The following is a 22,492-nucleotide window of genomic DNA, read 5'->3' on the forward strand; positions in this document are numbered from 1 at the left end:
AGCCTGATACGACAGGTGCGTTCAGATTTTTTGCGAAAGCGCATCTTCGAGCAGGTCGAGCGCATTGCGGGTGAAGGCCTCCATATTGGCAATCCGGTCATCGCTATCGGTCTCGCAAATGGCAGTCTGCTCACCCAGCGGGCCTGCGACCGCGGCAATCGAGCGCCCTGATGCGACCCCCAGCGGATGCTTGCTCGACCCCGCCGAGCCGCTCTCGGCAATGCCCCATTCGGCCTCCATCCGGTCACGGATTGCGCGGGCCTGAAGGACGGCATATTCCTCGGTCACAGATCGCATACCCTGATAGGCTTCGCGCGGCAGGTCGAACAGGACGTCACGCGCCTTGAAGGAATAGACGATCCCTCCCCCGACATAGAAGGAAAGCGCGCCCGGCACAGTCAACAATGCCGCCGCGATCAACCCGCCGGTTGCCCCATCGGCGACCGCGATCTTCTCGTCGCGCTCGTTGAGCAGCGCCGCGATCCGCGTAGCCTGCGGGTGGAGTTCTTGGAGGAGGTTCATCAGCTGCCCGCTTTCGCCACGATCTCGGCCCAGCCTGCTTCATCGGTGGTTTCGATGCCGAGTTCCTGCGCCTTCTTGAGCTTTGAGCCTGCCCCCGGCCCGGCGACCAGCAAATCGGTCTTGGCGCTGACGCTGCCCGCGGCCTTCGCGCCGAGCCGTTCGGCCTGCGCCTTGGCTTCGTCACGGCTCATCGTTTCAAGCTTGCCGGTGAAGACCACGATTTTGCCCGCAACGGGACTATCGAGCGTTTCGACTTCGTAGCGCGGGGGTGTGACCTCGCCGAGCAGGTCTTCCCAGACCGCGACGTTGTGCGGTTCGTGGAAGAAGTCGCCTAGTGCTTCGACGACGCTTGGCCCGATCCCGTCGATAGCTGTGAGTTCCGACGCGGCGTCCTCGTCGCCGTCGCGCGCCTTTTGGGCGATCTCGCGCAAGGCAGGCAGTTCGTGGACATGCTTCATCAAGTCCCGCGCGGTCACTTCGCCGACATGGCGGATGCCGAGGCCAAAGAGCAGCCGCGCGGCGTCTGGCTCGCGCTTGTTCTCCACAGCCGCCAACAGCTTCTCCACAGACTTATCCTGCCACCCATCGAGCGCGAGGATGTCCTCGCGGCGCTCTTTCAAGCGGAAGATGTCGGCGGGGCTTTCCAGCCAGCCTTTGTCAAAGAATTGTGCGATGGTTTTTGAGCCAAAGCCGTCAATGTCGAGCGCCTTGCGGCTGACAAAATGTTCCAATCTTTGAGTGCGTTGCGCGGGACAGATAAGACCGCCTGTGCAGCGCACATCGACCTCACCTTCCTCCGCCACCGCCTCGCTGTCGCATTCGGGGCATTTGTCCGGAAAGGTGAAGGCATCGCGCGCATCGTCGCCGGTCAGATTGCGCACAACCTGCGGGATCACATCGCCTGCCCGCTGGATCACGACGCGGTCGCCGGGCCGCACGCCAAGCCGCTCGATCTCGTCGCGATTGTGGAGCGTCACATTGGTGACCGTCACCCCGCCCACCAACACCGGCGCAAGCCTCCCCACCGGCGTCAATTTGCCCGTGCGTCCGACCTGAATGTCGATCGCTTCAAGCGTCGTTTCAGCTTGCTCAGCCGGGAATTTGCGCGCGATCGCCCAGCGCGGAGCCTTGGCCACAAAGCCCATACGCCCCTGCCAATCGAGCCGGTCGACTTTATAGACCACGCCGTCGATTTCGTAGGGTAGATCGGGGCGCGCATCGCCGATCCGGTTGTAATGCGCGATCAGTTCGCCTTCGTCCCGATAGGCAGCGAATAATGGCGAGATCGGAAAACCCCATTCCGCCAGCTTGCTCACCATTTCCTGCTGGGTCTGAGCCGGAACCGCGCTCGCCGCGCCCCAGCCATGCGCCCAGAAACGCAAGGGGCGCTTGGCGGTGACGCTCGCATCCTTCTGGCGCAGCGATCCGGCGGCGGCGTTGCGCGGATTGGCAAAGGGCTTGGTGCCATCCTCTTCGGCTTTGCGGTTCAGTTCAGCAAAGGCGGCGCGCTCCATATAGACCTCGCCGCGTACTTCGAAGGTTTCGGGCACGCCAGGAGGAAGCTCCTGCGGAATGTCGGGAATATGCGCGACATTGGGCGTCACATCCTCACCCACCTGCCCATCCCCGCGCGTGGCGGCCCGCACCAGCTTGCCGTTCTCGTAACGCAGCGAACACGAAAGCCCGTCAATCTTGTCCTCGACCGTAAAGGCCACCGGTTCGCCTTCGGCGAGGTTGAGGTAACGCCGCACTCGCGCGAAGAACTCGACTAGCTCCTCATCCGAAAAAGCGTTGTCGAGGCTCATCATGCGAACCTCGTGCGTGACCTTGCTCAAGGGCGAAGCGGCAACCGCATGGCCGACCTTCTTTGAAGGTGAATCCTCGCGCACCAGATGCGGAAACGCCTCCTCCAGCTCGCGATTGCGGCGTGTCAGCGCGTCATATTCCTGATCGGTTATCTCGGGCGCGTCATCGGCGTGGTAGAGCCGGTCATGCCGCGCGATCTGGCGCGCAAGCCGCATCAGCTCATTGGCGGCTTCAGCTTCGGAGAGGGTCTTCGCATCGCTCATGCCTTCACCCTTAAGCCACCGCCAGCACGGTGACTACCAGCTCGCGCGCAGGTTCGAAGCCAAGGCTCTTATAGAGACCGATTGCTCCTTCGTTATGCGCGTAGGAGTGGAGGAAGGGCACTTTGCCACGCGCGCGCTGGGATTGCATTACGTGGCTGATCAGCCGCCGCGCCATGCCCTGCCCGCGATATTCGGGCCAGGTGCACACGCCGCTGACTTCGGAGAAATTGGGCCCGACCTGCATCCGCTCGCCCGCCATTGCAGCCAGCTTCGACCCGTCCCGGATACCGTAAAACTGGCCGTAAAGATGCGTTTTCGGCCCCCATGGTCCCGGTTCGGTCGCAAGCGCAAGCTCGCTCATCGCTGGAACATCGACGCCAGTGAGCGCTTCGATATCGCCCGCCTCCACCTGCGCCGCACCGCCGCCCGACGCTACCATCTGGAGCAGCGGCGCAGTGCGGACTACTCGCGTGCGAGCAGGAGCAGGCCATTCCTCTGGTTCAACCAGCCAGACCTCATGCGGAGAATGGCGCACTATCGCAGCCAATGCGGCCTGCGCGCTCTCCGAGCTATCGCGGGCGGCGGCAAAAGGCCCATATTCCGGGTCAATCCGCATCGCGTCCCCATCAGCCACCGCCAGATCGGCGCGCGGGCCGGTGAGCATCGACCAGACCGGACGTGAGAGTTCGCCAATCATTGCCTTTTCGCCCAAACCTGAAACTCAGCCGCGCAGGACAGGGCGGGTTTCAACGCGCGTGCCAAATCCGGTGATGTGCTCTCGCACTTTGGCGATAGCAGCCTGAACCGAAGGCAATTGCAGACTGTTCGCGTGATCGGTTCTCGTGTTCCAGACTTCGGTGATCCAGATTGAGGTTGGATCCTCTAGGTCTTCCGCAATCATGTAGGCAATGTTCCCCGGCATGTCGCTTGTCCCTTCGAGCAAGGCGGCGATCACTTCACTCCGTTTGCCCTCTGCGACCTTCATCTGCCCGATCAGACCGAAAGTTTCTTCCATTTTTGCAAGTCCTCCTAAGCTCTGTCCGGAAACCGTCTGCGTGCACCCCGTCAAAAGCGAAAGCGCCGCTAATCCGACGAATTCGCGCCGTTCTATCACTCCGCGGCATCCGGGTTGATATCGATCGCAACGCCATCGTCGGGTGTATTTATGCGAATGCCGCCATCGTCGATCTGTACGTCTGCGCCCGGCACGGCTTGTTCGATCAGCCGTTCGATCTCTTCACTGTCGAGCGTTCCGTCCTCGAGATCGCTTTGGAGCTGCGGGAGCGTCTGACGGATCTCCTCCACCGGCGGCAGAGAGTCGCGCAGTTCGGCGCGAATTTCATCCTGCACTTCATCATCGGCCAACACGCCAATCACTACTGTCCCCAGAAGGAGCGGCAAAATCATCGCGGCCCCGAACGAGATAAAGAAAATCCGCTTGAAGCTTAACTCCGTGACGAGATTGAGCGCCCCCATCAACGCAAACGCGAACAGGGTGCCCACACCCAACATCGCCAACGTTGCAAGCACGCCAAGCGCGATGATGAGATCACCAATAAAGTCTATCATACACCCTCCAACAATCGGTCTGCCTGTGCCCTCGCCTCGCTTGTAATCTCTGCGCCCGACAGCATCCTTGCAATTTCTTCCTGACGCCCTGATTCATCGAGCAACGACACACTGGTCTTGGTGACGGTGCCGCTGGATGCCTTGGCGATCAGGTAATGTGTACCGCCGCGCGCCGCGACTTGGGGCGAATGCGTGACGGCGAGCAATTGCCCTTCGTCCGCTGCAAGCCGTGCGAGACGATCACCAATCGCGCTTGCCACTGCGCCGCCAACGCCGCGGTCGATCTCGTCGAAGATGATTGTCGCTGCCCCGCCCTTTTCCGCCAGCGCGACCTTGAGCGCGAGGATAAAGCGCGACAGCTCTCCTCCGCTCGCGATTTTGGCCAGCGGGGCGAAGTCTGCGCCGGGATTGGTGGCGATCAGGAATTCTGCGCTGTCGATGCCGTGCGCGCCCCATTTCTCCTCGGGCATTTTGCCGATGGCGGTGAGGAATCGCGCGGTGTCGAGCTTGAGCGGCGCGAGTTCAGCGGCAACTGCCTTGTCGAGCTTCTTGGCCGCATTGAGCCTTGCATCGTGGGCTTTCTCGGCGGCTTTGACATAGGCCTCGCGCGCTTCTTTCGCGGCTGCTTCGAGCGAGTCCAACTGCGCTTCGCCGCCTTCGATCGCGTCGAGTTTGCTGCGCATTTCGCGCATCAAATCGGGCAGCGCATCAACCTCGCAGCGATGCTTGCGGGCCAGTGCGCGCAGTTCGAACAGACGCGTTTCCGCCTCGTCGAGCGCTTTTGGATCGTGGACCAGAGCCTCACCTGCCGCTTGCAGCTTTTCCTCGGCCTCGCCCGCTTCGATCACGGCGCGATCCAAAGACGCGAGCGCCTCTGTCAGCAGCGGGTGTTCCTCGGCGATCCGGTCAAGCTTGCGCGCGGCGACCCGCAGCGAGGCGAGCGGCGAATCCGATCCCTCCCACACATGGCGCAATTCCTCGAGATCGCCCGATAGCTTCTCACCCTTTTGCATGTCCGAGCGCGCGGCAGCGAGCCGCACTTCCTCGCCCGCTTGCGGTTCCAGAGAGGTCAGCTCCGCCAGATGCGTGATCAGCAGATCCTGATCGAGCTTGGCCTGCTCCTGCTCGGCGCGCGCTTCGGACAATTGCGCCTCGGTCTTGGCCCAACTCGCCCAGCGGCGCGACAAAGCGTCAAGATCAATACCGGCATAGCGATCGAGCAGCATCCGGTGTCCGCGCGGGTTCACCAGCCCGCGATCATCGTGCTGGCCGTGCAATTCGACCAGCGCAGGTGCCAGCTCGCGCAGCAAGGCAACGCTGGTGGGCTGGTCATTTACAAACGCCTTTGACCCGCCATCGGCCTTGACCTGTCGCCGGATAATCAGCGGCTCACCCGGTTCGATTTCCAGATCGGCATCGTCGAGCGCATCGGAAATAGCTTTCGGCAATGCGGCAAATTCAAAGCTCGCCGAAACGCTCGCCTTGGCTTCGCCCGCGCGTACCAGAGCCGTCTCCGCCCGGTCGCCTAGCACCAGACCCAGCGCATCGAGCAGAATCGACTTGCCCGCCCCCGTCTCGCCCGTAAGCACGCCAAGCCCGCGCCCGAAATCAAGATCGAGCGCTTCGATAAGGACAATGTTACGGATCGAAAGCCGGGTGAGCATTGCAAGGTTTCTAGCCGCTTGAAACGGGCGCGTCACGCTTGCTTGAAGAGTTTTCCGCCGGGTCCGGCTGTTCTATTTGCGGGTACGCTCAAGCAGATCAACCAACTCTTCGAATTTCTGCCGCTGTTCGGCTTCGCTGCCGCTTGAAATCGCCTCTGAGATGCAGCAGGCGGCGTGATCTTTCAGCACCTGCGTTTCAACCTTGGAAAGCGCCGCGCGGGCTGCCTGGATCTGGTGAAGGATGTCGATGCAATAGCGGTCATCCTCGACCATTTGTGCGATCCCGCGCACTTGACCCGCGATCCGGTTGAGCCGGTTGACGCGGTTGCTCCGCGATTCTTCAGGCTTTTTGCTCACTGTGTTGTTTCCTGATTGAAATACCCTAGGGGGGTATATATAGGAACGGCTCCCCGATCAACAATTGCGTGACAAAACCTGATGCCCCTCTCCCGCCGTCAACTGATTTCCAGCACCGCTGCACTGGCCGCAGCGTCCTCGATCCCGATGCCCGCATGGGCGCGCGGTGGATCGCTGGCTCATGCGCGCAAAGGGTTTGGCGAGCTGTCGGGCCGCGAAATCGACCTGTCTATTGGCGAAGCGCTTTTTATGACCGGCGGGCGTTCGGGCCACGCCTTTGCGGTGAATGGGACGGTGCCAGGACCGCTGATCCGGTTGACCGAGGGGCAGGACATCCGCCTCAACGTCACCAACAACCTCTCCGAAGACAGCTCGATCCATTGGCACGGCCTGCTACTGCCGTTCCAGTTTGACGGGGTGCCGGGCGTGAGCTTTCCCGGGATCAAACCGGGCGAGACCTTCACCTATGAATTTCCGGTGCGCCAGAACGGCACCTATTGGTGGCACTCGCATTCTGGCCTGCAGGAACAGGCGGGGCATTACGGCCCGATTATCATCGATGCGGCTGAACCGGACCCGCGATATGACCGCGACTATGTGGTGCTGCTGAGCGAGTTCACGCCGATGCACCCGCATGAGATCATGCGCAAGCTGAAGGTTGGCGAGCATTACTTCCAGAACCAGATGATGAGCGCGAGCGAGGGCGATTTGTCTGGCGAAGAGCGCCGCATGTGGGGTCAGATGCGGATGAACCCGCGCGACATCGCCGATGTGACCGGGATGACCTACACCTATCTCATCAACGGCCACGGTCCGGCGGACGATCTGCAACTGCAATTCCGCGCGGGAGAGCGCGTGCGGCTGCGCGTTATCAACGGCTCGGCAATGAGCTTCTTCAACGTCCGCATTCCCGGAGTGCCGATGACAATCATCCAGGCCGACGGGCAAGATGTGGACGGCGTCGAAATCGATGAATTCCAGATCGGCGTCGCCGAGACCTACGACGTGATCGTGACCCCGCCAGATGGCAGCCATGCTCTCGTCGCAGAGGCGATGGATCGTAGCGGCATGGGTGTGGCGAGCCTCACTAGCCATCCCGGCCACATCGCCACTCCCCCCGCCCTGCGCGAGATTCCGACGCTGACCATGACCGATATGGGCATGATGGATCACGCCGCGATGGGTCATGATATGGGCGATATGGGAGCGATGGAGCACAATATGCGCGACACCTCGTTGCTGCCCGATGATGTCGAGGTGAGCGCCGGGCTGGACATGGTGGCCGCAGCTCCGAGGGACCGGATGGACTTTCCCGGCCTCGGCCTCGACGATGTGCCGCACCGCGTGCTGCGCTACACCGACCTCAAAGCAAAGCGGATGAACCCTCACCGCATGGTCGAGCGCGAAATGGAAATCCATCTTACCGGGAATATGGAGCGCTACATGTGGAGCTTCGACGGTAAGAAGTTCACCGCTGTCACCGACGATCCGATCCGCTTCGGCTTTGACGAGCGTGTGCGGGTGAAGCTGGTTAACCAGACAATGATGGCGCATCCGGTCCACCTGCACGGGCACTTTTTCGAGTTGGTCAACGGCGCGGACCACATGCACCAACCGCTCAAGCACACTGTCGTGGTTCAGCCCGGCGGAACCGCGACTTTCGACCTTACCGCCAACGAGCCGGGCGACTGGGCGTTCCACTGCCACCTGCTCTATCACATGCATGCCGGGATGATGCAGGTGGTAACGGTGCGCCCCTTCCCTGATCGGGAGGCAGGCTGATGCGCGCACTTTTGCTTGCGACCGCTGCGCTGATAGCGGCTCCGCTTTCGGCTCAGGATCATTCCTCGCATGGCGCTCAGCCGGAAACGGACGCTAACGCCGATCATTGCGCCATGGGGCATTTGCCGCCTGAGCAATGTCCACCGCAGGCCGAGGAAATGGACCATTCGCAGATGTACCATTCCGCGCACGAGACCGCCCCTGCCGAAGAGGCGATGGACCACTCCTCCCACGGTGCCCCAACAGACAAATCGGTCCCCGGCGCGGCTCCAGAAAGTGCAGTTCCCGCCCGCGCTTTCGAGGGCCCGCTCCACGCAGCTGACGCGATCTGGGGCACTGACGCCATGGCGCCAAGCCGCGAACAGCTTGCCCGCGAGAACGGCGGAATGCGCACCGGCATGGTGATGGTCGAGCGGCTCGAAGCACGCATTGCCGCCGATAGCGGCGAGGACGGCTATCTGTGGGACGCGCAGGCCATTTACGGCGGCGATCTCAACCGTTTCGTCCTCAAGACTGAGGGTGAAGGCGAGTTTGGCGGCAGCGTCGAGGATGCAGAACTGCAAGCGCTCTACAGCCGCGCCATCGGCCCATTCTTCGATCTTCAAGCGGGTGTGCGCCTCGACGCCGAACCCGACACGCGCTCGCATATTGTCGTGGGTGTTCAGGGCCTTGCGCCCTACATGTTCCATATCGACGGCGCATTGTTTCTGTCCGATCGCGGCGACCTGACTGCGCGGATCGAGGGTGAATACGACCAGCGCCTGACCCGGCAATTGATCCTGCAACCACGGTTTGAGGTCGAACTTGCAGCGCAAGACATCCCCGAACGCGAGATTGGTGCTGGTATCACCAAGATCGAACCGGGCCTGCGGCTGCGCTACGAAGTCTCGCCCCAATTCGCGCCCTATATCGGCGTCGAATATGAAGCGAAGACCGGCGATACCGCCGACATCGCCCGAGCCAATGGCGAGGATGCAGCCGGGTTCAAACTGCTCGCGGGCCTGCGCACCTGGTTCTAAAAGGCGCAGCAGGAGAGCGCTGCGTTTTCAACAGACACCGGTTCCAAGCTCGTTCAGCGATTGCGCTTTTGTAGCAAACACGCGATGCTGCCTGCGGGTCTATGGAAATTCTCCTTATCCTTCTATTGGGTGGCGGCATCGCCTTTTGCTGGTCGCGCATCGACTCGCTGGAGCGGCGCGTTGAACATTTGAGCGATCAGATCATTGTTCTCAGCCACGACCTGATGAAACACGCGAAGGCAGGCACGCAGGCTGATCCAGAAGTTGCCCGGGAAGCGACGCCTCCACAAAGCGCTCCCGAACCAGTTCCTGATCCTTTCGCGGAGGAACCGGCCCAACCAGCGGTTCCGGAATCTCAGGCGGAACCCCCGTTCGAAGAACAGTCTCGACCCGAACAAGCCCCGCAAGAGGAAACTGCGCTGCCAGAGCAGCCAGAGCCAGTCGCCGCGGCCGCCTATGCAAAAGAGCCCGAACCGGCGCTCACACAGGAAATCGAGTCGCAATCGGGTTTCTCCTTCGACTTCGAGGACATTTTTGGCCGACGCCTGCCCATCTGGGGCGGCGGGTTTGCGCTTGCGATTGCAGGCATCTTTCTGGTGCGTTTCTCGATCGAGGCAGGCCTGCTGACAGCCGGCGTGCGAGTGGCGTTGAGCTTTGTGTTCGGTCTCGCATTGCTGGCTGGTGCCGAAGCCGCCTACCGTTTTGAAGAGCGCCTGCGCGATCCGCGTGTTCGGCAAGCATTGGCAGGCGCAGGTCTGGCGACGCTCTATGGCGCATTCTACCTTGCCGGAACCGCATACGGACTGATCGGGGCCGGCACCGCCTTTGTCGGGCTTGCCGTGGTGACGGCTGCCGCAATTGCGCTGTCCTTCCGCTTCGGCCTGCCGAGCGCGGTCATCGGGTTGGTCGGCGGATTCGCCGCACCGATGCTGGTCAATAGCGACAGCGCCAATGTGCCGCTGCTGTCCTTCTACCTCGCGCTGGTGACGGGCGGACTGGTCTGGGCAGGACACGCGCAAGGGCGCAACTGGCTCGGGCTGCCGGCGCTGGCCGGAGGGCTTGGCTGGGGCGCGCTGATGATCTTTGGCGGCGTCGGTAACAGCGCCGATTTCATCGCAGTCGGCACCTATCTGGTCGTGCTCGGGACCGTCCTGCCCGCCTTCCTACGCTCGAAAGGCGGGCCTTCGCTGCCTGTGCTCGCATCGGGAGCAATCGCAACTTTGCAGATGGCGGTGCTGGTGAGCGAGGCCAATTTTGCTCCGCTTACATGGGGTCTGTATCTGCTGATAAGCGCTGCACTCGCTGGCCTGGGCTGGCGGTTTTCAGAGCTTCGGCCCGGTTCGCTGGTCGCAGCGGGTGTCGGCCTGTGGCTGCTGCTGATCTGGAGCAATCCTGACCCACAATTCTACGCTTTGGTCGCCGCTGCGCAGGTCGCGATCTTTGCCCTCGTCCCACTGGCGCATCAGGCATTCGGGCGCGCCCGTCACCTTGATCTTGCTCAACTCAGCATCGTGGCGTTGGGCATCGCGATCGCGATCTACACCCGATATGGCGGATGGGGTTCGCCCGATATCGAGCCGTTGCTGGGCGGCTGTATACTCGGCCTTGCGCTTTTGCCCGCGCTTGCCTTTACGATTCTGTGGCACCGCGAAGAGGACGATGCTACGCGCAAGCCGCTGCTCCTTTTGATACCGGCGGTGCTGCTGTCCTTTGCCGCGCTGCTTCTGCTCACCCCTGCATGGCTTGCGCCGGCGTCGGGTCTGCTGGCTGCGGCGTTGCTCCTGTGGTGCTATTCACAGCGTGACACGCTCGCGGTCAAAATTGCCTATGCGTTGAGCGCAGCGCTAACAATCGCCGCGCTCTTGCTTTCGCCCGATTTCGAAAGCGAGATCCTGCGACTGGGCAATATCACCGAAGAGGTCGATCTGGTTCGCGCTCTCATCCGCTGGCTCGCGGCAGCTTCGCCCTTCGCCGCGATGGCATGGCTGGGCCGGAGCCGGGTCGGACGCGGATTTGGCGAGGTTCTGGCGGTCATGCTCACCTACGGCGCGGTTGCGCAGATCGCCCACCATTTGGGGATCGCGGACGCGCTGGCATGGATTGCCGCGCTCGCAGCCATTGCGATCCTGCTCCGCTGGCAAGAGGAGCGCCTCGCGGCTTGCGCAACTGCGCTTGTCATCGCCGGGCTATGGGCCGCTGAGCCGCTGTTCGAATGGGTGATGGCGGGGTCGGAAGCGATGATCGGGATGCCCTTCCTCGCGACTTCCGCGATTGCGCCAGTCGATCTGGCGCTGCGGATTGCGCCGCTGGGTGCAGCCTTTGCCATGCTGGTTTGGAAGCGCGAGAATCAATCGATCGAGCAACGCTCTGCGATGGCATTGGGGCTTTGCCTGATCGCCGCGATTGCTTTGCACAGCCTGTTCAAACTGGGCTTCAACATCACCTCGCTTCTCGCTTTCGAGCATTACGGATTTGGGGAGCGCAGCGTCTGGCAGGCTTTGTTGCTGGTCGCAGCTTACGGCGCGCAGAAGCTCCTGCCTGCGGATTACCGCCGACCGGTCAGCCTGACGCTGATCGCGCTGACGCTGATGCATTTCGTGTGGTTTTCGCTGGTGCTGCACAACCCGCTATTGATGGCGCAGCATGTCGGGCCGACGCCGATCGCGAACTGGCTGCTGCTGGCCTACCCCGCAGCGATTGTCGGCATCTGGATGGCGCTGTCGCAGTGGGATGATGCGCCCCGCTTCGCGCGAGCGACTGTCGATGCGGTGAGCATGGCGCTGATCGCGCTGCTTGGCCTTTCGCTACTGCGGCAGGTGTTTGCAGGCTCGGTCCTGACATCGACGCCGATTTCCCAGACCGAGAGCCTGTTGATCTCGCTGCTCGGGATCGTGCTGGCGCTGGGCTTCCTGTGGTGGGGATCGTGGCGCGGACAGCGCAGCTGGCGGATCGGATCTCTGGTCCTGATGCTGGGTGCGGTGGTGAAGGTGTTCCTGATCGACGCGGCGGGGCTAGAAGGCCTGCTGCGCGTGGCGAGCTTCATGGCGCTCGGCTTCAGCCTGATCGGTATTGGCTGGGTCTATACCAAGCAATTGGCCCGGCGCGGCGGCGAGGATGCAGGCGAAGTGCCACCCGATCAGGCAGAGGTAAGTTCGGCCAGCCAGTCGTAAAGCGGGCGGAATTCGAGCAAAGCCTCTGCTACGTTCGCAGGACCGCCTTCGCCATAGGCCATGTCGTGCCCCTCGAAGTCACGCCACACCGTCAGCCCTTTGTATTTGAGCAGTTCGCCGCGTGGATGATCCTTGTCATAGGGAGCAGGCACGCGTTTGAGATCGGGCTTGCCAAGACGCGCGCCATTGGCCGTGAAACCGTCCAGCATCGCCGTCAGCTCTTCGCCGTCCTCTCCAGCAACTACCTCGCGGAACCGCTCCAGCGTGGGCTTCTCGAAGCTCATCCGCCCCGCCCCGATCACCAGCTTGCCGAGCTGCAATCCCGTCATCAGAAACGGATGGTCCGGTGCGGCGTCGGGTCGCGACAGCCCAATCCGCAGATGCGGGGCGTAAGGCGTTTTGTCCTTGGAGAAACGCACATCGCGAAAGATGCGGAAATTGCGCGGGGTCAGCTGCGTATCCAGCGCTTCGTCGAGCCTATGCGCGAGCGTTTCGGCAAAGCCCTCACCGGCGAGCTTGTAATGCTGCTTGTACCGGTCTTCGTTCGCCTTGAACCAGTCGCGGTCATTGTTGGCGGCGAGATCCTCGATGAAACGGGTGGTCTCGGCACTTAGCATGATCGCGGGTGCCGGATCAGGTCGGGTTGACGTCGCTGGCGTGGTCTTCAACCAGTTCGAAGGCTTTCTCGTACCACTCATTGCCCGGATAGTTCGCGCCAAGAACAGCGGTGTACTTCACCGCTTCCTCGCGAATACCCAGCGCCAGGCTGCTTTCGGTCAGGCGGTACAGAGCTTCAGGCGTGTGGCTGGTCGTCTCGTACTGCTCGACCACGTTGCGGAACCGCAAAGCCGCCGCGAGCCAGCGGCCCGAACGCGCGTAGTATCGCCCGATCTCCATTTCCTTGCCCGCAAGGTGATCGGCCACAAGATCAAGCTTCAAGCGCGCATCAGCCGCATATTCGGTCTGCGGGAAACGGCGATTAACCTCGCGCAGCGCAATCTGCGCTTGCTCGGTGATCGACTGGTCGCGGTTCACGTCCGAGATCTGCTCATAATAGGAGAGCGCGATCAGGTAATAGGCGTAAGGCGCATCCTTGTTCCCCGGGTGGATCGACAGGAAGCGCTGCGCGTTCTGGATCGCTTTGTTGTAGTCGCGCGCAATGTAGTAGCTGAAAGCGCTCATCAACTGCGCACGCCGCGCCCATGGCGAATAGGGATGCTGGCGCTCCACTTCGTCAAACAGAGCCGCCGCCAGAATCGTGTTCCCCCGGTCAAGCCGCCGCTGCGCTTCTGCATAGAGCGATTCCACGTCGCGCGCGACATAGGCGACGTCCTCGTCAGCCGAGCCTCCCGAACAGGCGGCAAGAGTGGCGACAGCGGTTGAAAGCAGCACGGCGTTGCGAAGTGATTTGATCATGGGGCAAGCCTATAGCCAGCGCTGGTCTGAACGCCAAGTGAAAGGCGCGAGGTTTTCCGGTGAAGCGTTGCAGGATCGCCGCTGCGCCCTCTTTCACCAATGATACATTGAAACATGGACCGCATGTTACACGGTCCTGAGGGAATATTTTTCCGTGTGATGCGAAGGTTTGGAATGCGCGCGAGAAAGAACGCAATTCGAGGCTTGGCGTGCAACTGTTTCACGCATTCGGAAATAGCGGTGCGAGCCGGTGTAGGAAAGCGGCCATCGTCGCAGCAACTGCGCATTTTTGAGGCCGTTGTGGCGATCAAGAAGCGGCCAAGTCATAAAGAAACACCCCAACCGAAACGTCGGAAAAATTTACAGTTAAGGATTTTACCGTAGGCGGTTAACCCTAGAACTCTAAGAATTCCGCCGCTCCCCGAGTTTGGCACGAAGTGTGAATACCCTGCACCAGACAATGATCGTCTGCGGTCGCACGCACAGATTTGAACCAGGTATGGGGATTCGAAAAATTATGTACAAAAAAGCTCTGATTGCCGCTGCAGCGGCGCTCGTAATGGCCAGCCCGGCTGCGGCTGATACCTTCAAGTATAATCTTGATGGCGGCGGCTTCATCATGATCGACAATGTAACAGGTGAAGTGGTTTTGCAGGATGCCGGCGGCAATCAGTCCTTCGGTCAGGGCGAATCCTTCAAAAACTGGAGCGCCGACCAGCCCTTCGGTTCCGACGTCCGCTGCAACGGCATTTGCGCCGACCACAGCAACAAGTTCCTGTTCGACAGCATTTCGGGCACGTTCAATGGCCGCGACCTTTCGGGCACAGGACTGGTAACGCAGTTCCGCACCTATGAAGGCAGCTCGCTCTTCAACAAGATCAGCATCTGGCACCCAAGCGGCGACATTCACGTTCAGCCGCAACAGCCGATCATCAGCAGCTCGTCGACTTCTTCGGGCGGTTCGAGCACTTCGACTTCGGGCGGTGGTTCGACCTCGGGTGGCTCTACGTCCACCTCTTCGGGCGGTGTTCCGGTTCCGGCACCGGGCATGCTTGCACTGTTCGGCCTTGGCGCTGGCACCATCCTGTGGCGCCGTCGCAAGAAGGCCTAAGCCAAGCGCCCAGACGCGCTGCAAGCGCGTTTCATGCGCTTAGAGCGCAATGCGAATAGACGAAGGGGAGCGAACAATCGCTCCCCTTTTTCGTGTCTGAAATGCTTTACCGCCAGCGCCTGTTTCAGGTCGAAGTAGCGCCAGCTTCCAGCTCCGCAATGCGCGCCTCTATATCGCGGTGGTAGCCAAAGCTGTTCAGATAAAGCCGGTAGAGATCGATGGCCAAAGCCGCATTACCCGCTTTGTCCTCAATCCGCGCTTCGAGCAGGATGAACTGGATATTGTCTGCAAAGCTCTTGCGCGCTTTTTCCACGGCCAGACGCGCAGCTTCGATATTGCCGGTTTCGAACAGATGCCGGGCTGACTGAAAGTTCAGAAACGCAAAATCAGGATGGTCTTTCAGAGCGGCATCAAGCGTCTCTCCCGCCGCGCCTATTTCCCCCAGATCAAGCTGCAATCCAGCGATATTGGCCAAGGGAAGCGCGTGATGCGGGTGGAACCTGTGCGCCAACTCGTAATATTCGAGCGCCTTTTCCAGATCGCCGCGCCGGATTTCGATCTGCCCTATGAGTAGCAAAGTATCGAGGCTTTCGGGCGCGTTCGCATAGGCTATTTGCGCATAATCGATCGCTTCGAAAGGCTGGCCATTTTCGACCAGCTGCAATCCCGCCATTGTGTTGATCGCTACGCTATCGGGAAACCGCTCCAATGCGGGGCCGATATTAGCGTCGAAATCTTCGCCTTCATCCAATTCGCGAAACGCCCAAAGCTGCATGCGAAAGTCTTCTTCGGTGAAGTCTTCATCAGGCAGGCTTTCGTAATTCGCCGCAACCCGATGCGCATAGCCTTGGAGGATTTGCGCGTGTGCAGTCATCGCGCGCATTTCTTCCGCTGGCAAAGCACCTTCGGGAAGCTGCTCCAGCGCCAAAAGCGCGCGATTTCCATCGCCAAGCATCAGCATGGTACGCGCCTGCAACAAACGGGTTTGCGCATCATCTTTGCCAGAGCCTATCAGCGCGACAAGATGTTCACCGGCAAGGACCATGTCGCCGGCATCATAGGCTGCCTGAGCGTCTTCATAACTGACTTCGACAGGGGCCTCGCACGCGCTCAACAGCGCGCAGGCCGCCGCGATCAGAGCGAGCGAGTTTCGGTTCGGTTTCGGCATTGACGACATGGGCCCGATGGTTAGCCGGGTGAGTTGAAAATTCTCTAAACGCATCTGCAGATTAACCGCGATCTGCGAGGCTTTTCGCCTTATTCCTCACCCATTCGAAGTGCGGCGATGAAAGCCTCCTGCGGAATGCTGACATTGCCGTATTCGCGCATCTTCGCCTTGCCCTTTTTCTGCTTCTCCAGCAGCTTCTTCTTACGCGTGATGTCGCCGCCATAGCACTTGGCGGTTACGTCCTTGCGCAGAGCGGCGATGGTTTCGCGGGCGATGATCTTGCCCCCCAAAGCCGCCTGGATCGGGATTTTGAAAAGGTGGCGCGGGATCAGGTCTTTCAAGCGCTCGCACATGCCCCTGCCCCGCTCTTCGGCAACCGATGCGTGGACGATCAGCGAGAGTGCGTCGACTGCTTCGGCGTTGACGAGGATGTTCATCTTCACAAGGTCGCCCTCGCGCGATCCGATCTGTTCGTAGTCAAAAGAGGCGTAGCCTCGCGAGATGGACTTCAAGCGATCATAGAAATCAAAGACCACTTCGTTGAGCGGCAATTCGTAGGTCACCTGCGCGCGCCCGCCGACATAGGTGAGGTCGGTCTGGATGCCGCGGCGGTCCTGACACAATTTCAGGATCGCGCCGAGATATTCGTCGGGCGTGTAGATCACCGCCTTGATCCACGGTTCCTCGATCACGTCGATGCGGTTCACATCGGGCCAGTCGGCGGGGTTGTGGATCTCGATCGTCTTGGCGTCCTCGGTCTTCGATTTAGACAGGTGGACGGTGTAAACCACGGATGGCGCGGTGGTGATAAGGTCGAGATCGTATTCGCGTGACAGGCGCTCCTGAATGATCTCCAGATGCAGCAGGCCGAGGAACCCGCAGCGGAAGCCAAAACCTAGCGCCGCGCTTGTTTCCATCTCGTAGGAGAAACTTGCATCGTTGAGCCGCAGCTTGCCGATGCTCTCGCGCAGTTTTTCAAAGTCGGCGGCGTCAACGGGGAAGAGGCCGCAAAAGACGACCGGTTGGACTTCCTTATAGCCCTTGAGCGCTTCGGCAGCTCCGCCTTTGACAGTGGTGATCGTGTCGCCGACGCGGGCCTGTTCGACCTCTTTGATCTGCGCGGTGATAAAGCCGATTTCGCCGGGGCCGAGTTCGGGCAGTTGCTCGATCTTGGGGCGCATGCAGCCCACGCGGTCGACAAGGTGCTGGGTGCCGCCTTGCATGAACTTGATGTTCTGCCCCTTGGTCAGAACGCCTTCCATCACGCGCACAAGGATGACGACGCCGAGATAGGGATCGTACCAGCTATCGACGAGAGAGGCTTTTAGAGGCTTGTCGCGCTCGCCTTTCGGAGGCGGGATTTTGGCGACGACGGCTTCGAGCACGTCCTCAATCCCGATGCCCGATTTGGCGCTGGTGAGGACGGCTTCGGAGGCGTCGAGGCCGATAATGTCCTCAATCTCGGCTCGGACCTTTTCCGGCTCGGCAGCGGGCAGGTCGACCTTGTTGATGACAGGAACGATTTCGTGGTCGTGCTCGATCGACTGGTAGACATTGGCGAGCGTCTGCGCCTCCACCCCTTGCGCGGCGTCAACCACCAGCAGCGCGCCTTCGCATGCGGCGAGGCTGCGCGAGACCTCATAGGCAAAGTCGACATGGCCCGGAGTGTCCATCAGGTTGAGCTGATAGGTCTTGCCGTCCTTGGCGGTGTAATTGAGCCGGACGGTCTGGGCCTTGATCGTGATACCGCGCTCGCGCTCAATATCCATGTTATCAAGCACTTGCTCGGACATCTCACGCGCGGTCAGCCCGCCGGTGAACTGGATCAGCCGGTCGGCCAGCGTGCTCTTGCCGTGGTCGATATGAGCGATGATGCTGAAATTGCGAATTAGGGAAAGGTCAGTCATTTGACCGCGCGTTTAGCGGGCCTGTTCGCGCCTGTCATTCCCGAAAATAGACCGCTTATGCCGCCTCGTATTTTGACGGCGGGGCATAGCCGAATTGCGGGACGCTTCCCCCCTGCCCCAGCAAGCCGCCCGTCATCCCTTTGTAGTCGCCCGGATCGAGCGCCATTAGCGGCGCTCCGGCAGAGGCCAGCGCATAGGGGCTGACGCGGTTGCGGGTGCACAGACCGCCCGAACCGTCCTCGACCAGCGACTGTTCGAATTCGAGCCCTTGCGTGTCACCATTGGAACGGATCACGGTGGCGACCGCCAATTGCCCGCCCCCCAGATCGACCACAAATTGCGTGCCCTTGGGCACTTCGGCGAGGCCCTGGATAAGCGCGCCGGTCTTGGAAAGATTGCGCAAGGTCACTTCGTAGGAATGATCGTCGTGAATGACCTGGATCTTGCGGAAGACGGTGCGGCGGCGCGCGCGCTTCAATCGGTCGCCGCTTGGCTCGATTTTCCACGTATCGCCGATCAGTTCGGTTTCGACTGTTTCGCGGCTGACGGGGTCGGAATAGATCGGCCCCTCCATCCGCTTCACACCGCAAGCCTTGAGCTGGTCAAACAGCTCGGTGCTTTCGATGCCGTTCGCAATCGTGTCCATTTCGAGCGCGCCAGCAAGCGCGACAATCGCTTTGATCAGGCCCAGCTCGTTGCTGTCATGCGCCTGCGCTTCGGAAACCAGCGCTTCGTCGATCTTGATCGCGTCGAACGGCGCGCGGCGCAGATAGGCGAGCGAGGAATAGCCGCTGCCGAACTCGTCGAGCGTCAACCGGACACCCATTTTGAACAGCTGCGCCAATGTGCGGTCGACGACGTTGGTGTCGCCGAAGAACACGGCCTCGCTGATTTCCAGCTCCAGCCGGTTGGGCGGTAGATCGGCATCGCTCAAAGCCTCCGACACGGCATCGACAAAGCCGTCGGCGGCGAAGAGCGGAACTGGCACATTGACCGCAACCCGCACCGTCTCCGGCCATTCAGCCGCGTGCTGGCAAGCCTGCCGGATGGCCCAAGTGCCGACTTCGATGACCTGACTCGACCCGTCGAGGATCGAGGCAAATTCCTCCTCGTCAATCTCGCCGCGCTGGTCGTGCATCCAGCAGATATGCGCTTCGAGTGCGCGCACGGTCTGATCCTCGGCGCTGACGATGGGTTCGTATTTGAGGAAGAGCTGCTCATCCTGCACCGCAAGGCCAAGATTCTCCTCCAACCGGCGGCGGAACAAGGCCTCGTTCTCAAGCTCGCCTGAGAAGAAGCGGAACTGCCCCCGCCCGCCATTCTTGGCCGCATAAAGCGCAAGGTCGGCAGAGCGCACGACATCATCGGCATTCACTCCGTCATGCGGCGCGATCGCGATGCCGACAGAGGCGCCAATCACACAGCGCCCTTCCTCGGTTGAGTATGGCTGTTTGAGCATGGTGATCACGCGCATGGCGATCTCGCCCAGCTCGCCGCGATCATCCATGTCGGGGATCATGATCTGGAATTCATCACCGCCCAGACGCCCAATCTCGCATTCGACTTCGATCGAGCGCTTGAGCCGGTCTGCGACCTGTTTGAGCAGCTCGTCACCCGCAGCATGGCCGAGCGTGTCATTGACGTGTTTGAACTTGTCGAGATCGAGCATCATGACGGCGCAATTGCGCTTGGCCGCCTTGAACGCGGTGATCGTGCTCTCGATCTGTTGCTTCATCCGGTGGCGGTTGGAAAGCCCGGTAAGCGAGTCGAACTTGGCAAGCCGCTGGGTTTCCTCTTCGCGGTGAAATTCGTCGCTGATGTCTGCGCCAGTGCCGCGAAACCCGGCATATTTCGAACCATTGAACACCGGCTGGCCTGACAGACGCAGCACCGGACCATCGGGACGCTTTTCTGAACGCACCGCAAAGCCTGAGAAAGCCTTATGCGCGCCAAGCTTCAGCGATAGCGATTTTGTCCGCCCATCGCTGTCGGTGGAAACAAACACGCTGGCAAGCGGCTGTCCGAGCAGCTCGCCCAGCGGGACGTTGATCCTCTCGGCGATAGCCGCGCTGAGATAGGTTACATTGCCATCGCGGTCGCAGGCCCAGAACCAGCCGAGGCCGGACTGTTCCAGCTCGTCAAGCATGGCGAGCTTTTCGGTATCGGACATCGCGCTTGATGCACCGCGCGAACCCGAACCGATTTTCCCTGACAAGAAACCCTTAAGGGGCATCTCGTGCCTTCCTCTTAAAACAGTCTAAAAATCTGGACTTTACCGTCCTTGACCAGCTGTAAATTCGGTTGGTTATTTTTTAGCTAAGATCGCTGGTGAATATGGCGAAGAAGGGCACTTCTTTGCCGGGCGCACCTCAATGGGGCACGGCGCGTTGTCACAACGCGCCTAGCGCCTGCCGATTTCGACCTCGACAAATGCCTTGGGCGAAGTGCGTGCAGCGCCCGTGTAGACGGCCACCGCTTCGTCATTAAGCGAACGCAGGGGCTTGCCGGCTGCCTCAAGTTGATAGGGCGAAACACGGTGCCGTGTGCACAGGCCGTTCGCCCCGTCATTTATGAGATGCGTTTCAAATTCAACACCTTGGCTGAAACCTTCCGAACGGCGAACCGTTGCGACCGCCAATTGCCCGCCGCCCAGGTCCAGCACGATGTCGGTACCGACCGGCACATCGAGAAGGCCTTCGACCTTGGCTCCGGTCTTGGAAAGATTGCGCAGGAACACATTGTAACGGTCATCACCGTGGATAAGGCCAATCTTGCGGAATTGGGTGCGGCGATCCGACCGATACTTTGCAGGGCCAAGCGGCTTGAATTCCAGTTCGCCTCTTTCGAGCCGATCGAGGATTTCTTCACCGGGAATGGCGCGTGAGAAGAGCATGCCCTGAAGCAGCGTCGCGCCTTGCTGTGTGACCGCTTCCAATTCGTCCTTGGTCTCGACGCCTTCCGCAACCGTTTTCATGCCCAGCGCGCCCGCCAGGCCGACGACGGCGGCAATGATGGCATCGTTGCGGTTGTCCGGCGCAGTGCAGCCGCGAACGAAACTCTGGTCGATCTTGATCTTGTCGAACGGCGCATCGCGCAGATAGCTGAGCGAGGAATAACCTGTGCCGAAATCATCGAGCGACAATTGGACGCCGAGCTCCTTTAGCTCGGCGAAGACGCGCAAGGCGCGCTCCATATCGCCAACAAACACGCTTTCGGTAATCTCAAGCTCGATCCGTTCGGGATTCACACCCGATTTCTGAAGCGCGCGGCGGACAATTTCGACGAAATCCTCAGACGAGAATTGCACCGCTGACACATTGACCGCGGCAGTCACCGCACCCGGCCAGTTCACAATCGTTTGGCAAACATTGTTGAGCGCCCATTCGCCCATCTCGCGGATGATGCCGACCTCTTCGGCCACCGGGATGAAGTCAGCTGGCGAGATCATCCCGCGTTCATGGTGGTTCCAGCGCATCAGCGCTTCTACGCAGGCAACTTCGTGCGTCTTCGCATCAACAATCGGCTGGAAATGCATCTCCAGCTCATCTTTCGCAATCGCGTCGCGCAGATCGGATTCGATCTGGTGGCGATAGCCTGCCTGATCTTTCAGATCGCTCGAATAGAAGCGGAATTGCCCGCGCCCGCCACCTTTGGCGGCATAGAGCGCAAGGTCGGCAGCCTTGATCAGTTCATCGGATTCGATCCCGTCAAACGGAGCGATTGCAACGCCGATCGAGCAGCCGATGACTGCGCGCATACCGTTTACGGAATAGGGCTGAGAGATCATCTGGATCGTGCGCTGCGCCAGATCACCAAGAACGCCGCGATCTTCCTCATCGGGCATGATGACCTTGAACTCGTCCCCGCCGATACGCCCAATCTCGACATCTTCACCGAGTATGCGCCTGAGGCGGCCCGCAACCTGTTTGAGCAGCTCGTCGCCCGCTGGATGGCCCATCGTATCGTTGACCTGCTTGAAACGGTCGAGGTCGATCAGCATGATGGCGCAGGACCGCTTTGAGGCCTTGAAAGCAGTCAGCGTTGTTTCAAGAAGTTTGGACGTCCGGTGCCGGTTCGACAGTCCGGTGAGCGAATCATAACGCGACAATTTCTCCGCATTGCGCTTGCTCTCATGTTCTTCGGAGACGTCACGGGCGATGCCGTGATAACCGTTGAAATTGCCCTCTTCGTCAATCTGGGGAACGCCGGCGATCTCCCACCAGCCGGGATGTTCGCCAATGCCCAGTTGCACAGTGACCGGTCTGATCGCATTACGCGCGGCCAATTGAAATTTGAGCGGGCGTTCGTTTGTGGGGGTATCGTTGTCATCAAGCGGCGCGAAGATCTCGGTGATGGTCAGCCCGACAATTTCCTCTGAAGGTTTGCCGATACGCCGTGCGGCAGGCTCGGAAAGATAGACGATCCGGCCACCCGCGTCGCTCGCCCAGAACCAGCCAAGATCGGAATTTTCCAAACTTCCAAGCAGCGCAGCCCTGCTGGCATGGCCGAAGGGATTTAGCTCCCCTTCGCCCTGCTCAACAGGTTCAACCTTCTTGAGCCGTGACAACAATCCGGCCATTGCCTCTTAACACCTCGCAAAATTAACCACTCCGGCCATAGCCAATAAAGGATGAAGGATTGGATAATTTGGGGCGCGACCTCCACGAAGTTTAGGTGATCGCCCGCTATGGGGCCCGTCATGTCGTTAATCATGAAGGGAAATGGGCGGCGCTGATCC

At 60.6% G+C, this 22,492-nt stretch carries 17 protein-coding genes; 4 read left to right on the forward strand and 13 right to left on the reverse strand.

Going from position 1 to position 22,492, the window contains the following annotated elements; all coding sequences use genetic code 11:
* Positions 1-21: 21 nt before the first annotated feature.
* The 7 genes from Q0887_RS05250 to Q0887_RS05280 all read right to left on the reverse strand — a co-directional run bounded on the left by Q0887_RS05250 (position 22) and on the right by Q0887_RS05280 (position 6,181).
* Positions 22-522, reverse strand: a complete 501-nt coding sequence (locus Q0887_RS05250) for a CinA family protein (RefSeq protein ID WP_299192929.1) — start codon at positions 520-522, stop codon at positions 22-24.
* The gene (ligA, locus tag Q0887_RS05255) at positions 522-2,591 is read right to left on the reverse strand and encodes an NAD-dependent DNA ligase LigA (protein WP_299192930.1); all 2,070 of its coding nucleotides are present in this window, start codon (positions 2,589-2,591) and stop codon (positions 522-524) included. Before ligA ends, Q0887_RS05250 begins: the two co-directional genes overlap by 1 nt.
* A 10-nt stretch (positions 2,592-2,601) precedes the next feature.
* Entirely contained in the window at positions 2,602-3,288 is a 687-nt protein-coding gene (locus Q0887_RS05260) for a GNAT family N-acetyltransferase (protein ID WP_299192933.1), read from the reverse strand.
* 24 nt (positions 3,289-3,312) lie between these two features.
* Positions 3,313-3,606, reverse strand: a complete 294-nt coding sequence (locus tag Q0887_RS05265; protein ID WP_299192935.1) for an antibiotic biosynthesis monooxygenase family protein — start codon at positions 3,604-3,606, stop codon at positions 3,313-3,315.
* Positions 3,607-3,701: 95 nt separating this feature from the next.
* Positions 3,702-4,160 carry a hypothetical protein gene (locus tag Q0887_RS05270; protein ID WP_299192936.1) on the reverse strand — a complete coding sequence of 153 codons (459 nt, stop codon included), beginning with the start codon at positions 4,158-4,160 and terminating at the stop codon, positions 3,702-3,704.
* On the reverse strand, positions 4,157-5,824 hold the full coding sequence (recN, locus tag Q0887_RS05275; RefSeq protein ID WP_299192938.1) for a DNA repair protein RecN: 1,668 nt from the start codon (positions 5,822-5,824) through the stop codon (positions 4,157-4,159). The genes Q0887_RS05270 and recN overlap by 4 nt, the downstream gene beginning before the upstream one ends.
* 72 nt (positions 5,825-5,896) lie before the next feature.
* Positions 5,897-6,181, reverse strand: coding sequence for a metal-sensitive transcriptional regulator (locus tag Q0887_RS05280; protein ID WP_299192940.1), 285 nt, complete (start codon positions 6,179-6,181; stop codon positions 5,897-5,899).
* 81 nt (positions 6,182-6,262) lie between these two features.
* Here Q0887_RS05280 and Q0887_RS05285 point away from each other — a divergent pair, with 81 nt between their 5' ends.
* The 3 genes from Q0887_RS05285 (at position 6,263) to Q0887_RS05295 (ending at position 12,152) form a co-directional block, all read left to right on the forward strand.
* Positions 6,263-7,963 (forward strand): copper resistance system multicopper oxidase, encoded by a 1,701-nt coding sequence (locus Q0887_RS05285; protein WP_299192942.1) that lies wholly within the window; start codon positions 6,263-6,265, stop codon positions 7,961-7,963.
* Positions 7,963-8,982, forward strand: a complete 1,020-nt coding sequence (locus Q0887_RS05290; protein WP_299192943.1) for a copper resistance protein B — start codon at positions 7,963-7,965, stop codon at positions 8,980-8,982. The genes Q0887_RS05285 and Q0887_RS05290 overlap by 1 nt, the downstream gene beginning before the upstream one ends.
* A 101-nt stretch (positions 8,983-9,083) precedes the next feature.
* Complete coding sequence (locus tag Q0887_RS05295; protein WP_299192945.1) at positions 9,084-12,152, forward strand: DUF2339 domain-containing protein; 3,069 nt, start codon at positions 9,084-9,086, stop codon at positions 12,150-12,152.
* Here the strand turns inward: Q0887_RS05295 and Q0887_RS05300 are convergent.
* The gene (locus Q0887_RS05300) at positions 12,119-12,850 is read right to left on the reverse strand and encodes a DUF2461 domain-containing protein (RefSeq protein ID WP_299192947.1); all 732 of its coding nucleotides are present in this window, start codon (positions 12,848-12,850) and stop codon (positions 12,119-12,121) included. The genes Q0887_RS05295 and Q0887_RS05300 overlap by 34 nt on opposite strands.
* Positions 12,786-13,568, reverse strand: coding sequence for an outer membrane protein assembly factor BamD (locus tag Q0887_RS05305; RefSeq protein WP_299192949.1), 783 nt, complete (start codon positions 13,566-13,568; stop codon positions 12,786-12,788). The genes Q0887_RS05300 and Q0887_RS05305 overlap by 65 nt, the downstream gene beginning before the upstream one ends.
* Before the next feature lie 517 nt (positions 13,569-14,085).
* Here Q0887_RS05305 and Q0887_RS05310 point away from each other — a divergent pair.
* Positions 14,086-14,679 carry a PEP-CTERM sorting domain-containing protein gene (locus Q0887_RS05310; protein WP_299192951.1) on the forward strand — a complete coding sequence of 198 codons (594 nt, stop codon included), beginning with the start codon at positions 14,086-14,088 and terminating at the stop codon, positions 14,677-14,679.
* A 124-nt stretch (positions 14,680-14,803) separates the two neighbouring features.
* Here Q0887_RS05310 and Q0887_RS05315 read toward each other — a convergent pair whose 3' ends face one another.
* From Q0887_RS05315 to Q0887_RS05330, 4 genes are all read right to left on the reverse strand, one after another.
* Complete coding sequence (locus Q0887_RS05315; protein ID WP_299192952.1) at positions 14,804-15,847, reverse strand: tetratricopeptide repeat protein; 1,044 nt, start codon at positions 15,845-15,847, stop codon at positions 14,804-14,806.
* Between the two features lie 89 nt (positions 15,848-15,936).
* Positions 15,937-17,754, reverse strand: a complete 1,818-nt coding sequence (gene lepA / locus Q0887_RS05320; RefSeq protein ID WP_299192954.1) for a translation elongation factor 4 — start codon at positions 17,752-17,754, stop codon at positions 15,937-15,939.
* 55 nt (positions 17,755-17,809) lie between these two features.
* A complete protein-coding gene (locus Q0887_RS05325; protein WP_299192956.1) occupies positions 17,810-19,987 on the reverse strand; it encodes an EAL domain-containing protein in 2,178 nt (725 codons plus the stop codon).
* 168 nt (positions 19,988-20,155) lie between these two features.
* Complete coding sequence (locus Q0887_RS05330; RefSeq protein WP_299192957.1) at positions 20,156-22,333, reverse strand: EAL domain-containing protein; 2,178 nt, start codon at positions 22,331-22,333, stop codon at positions 20,156-20,158.
* Between the last annotated feature and the right edge of the window lie 159 nt (positions 22,334-22,492).

This window comes from uncultured Erythrobacter sp. (assembly GCF_947492365.1).
In the GTDB taxonomy this organism is placed as follows: Bacteria; Pseudomonadota; Alphaproteobacteria; order Sphingomonadales; family Sphingomonadaceae; genus Erythrobacter.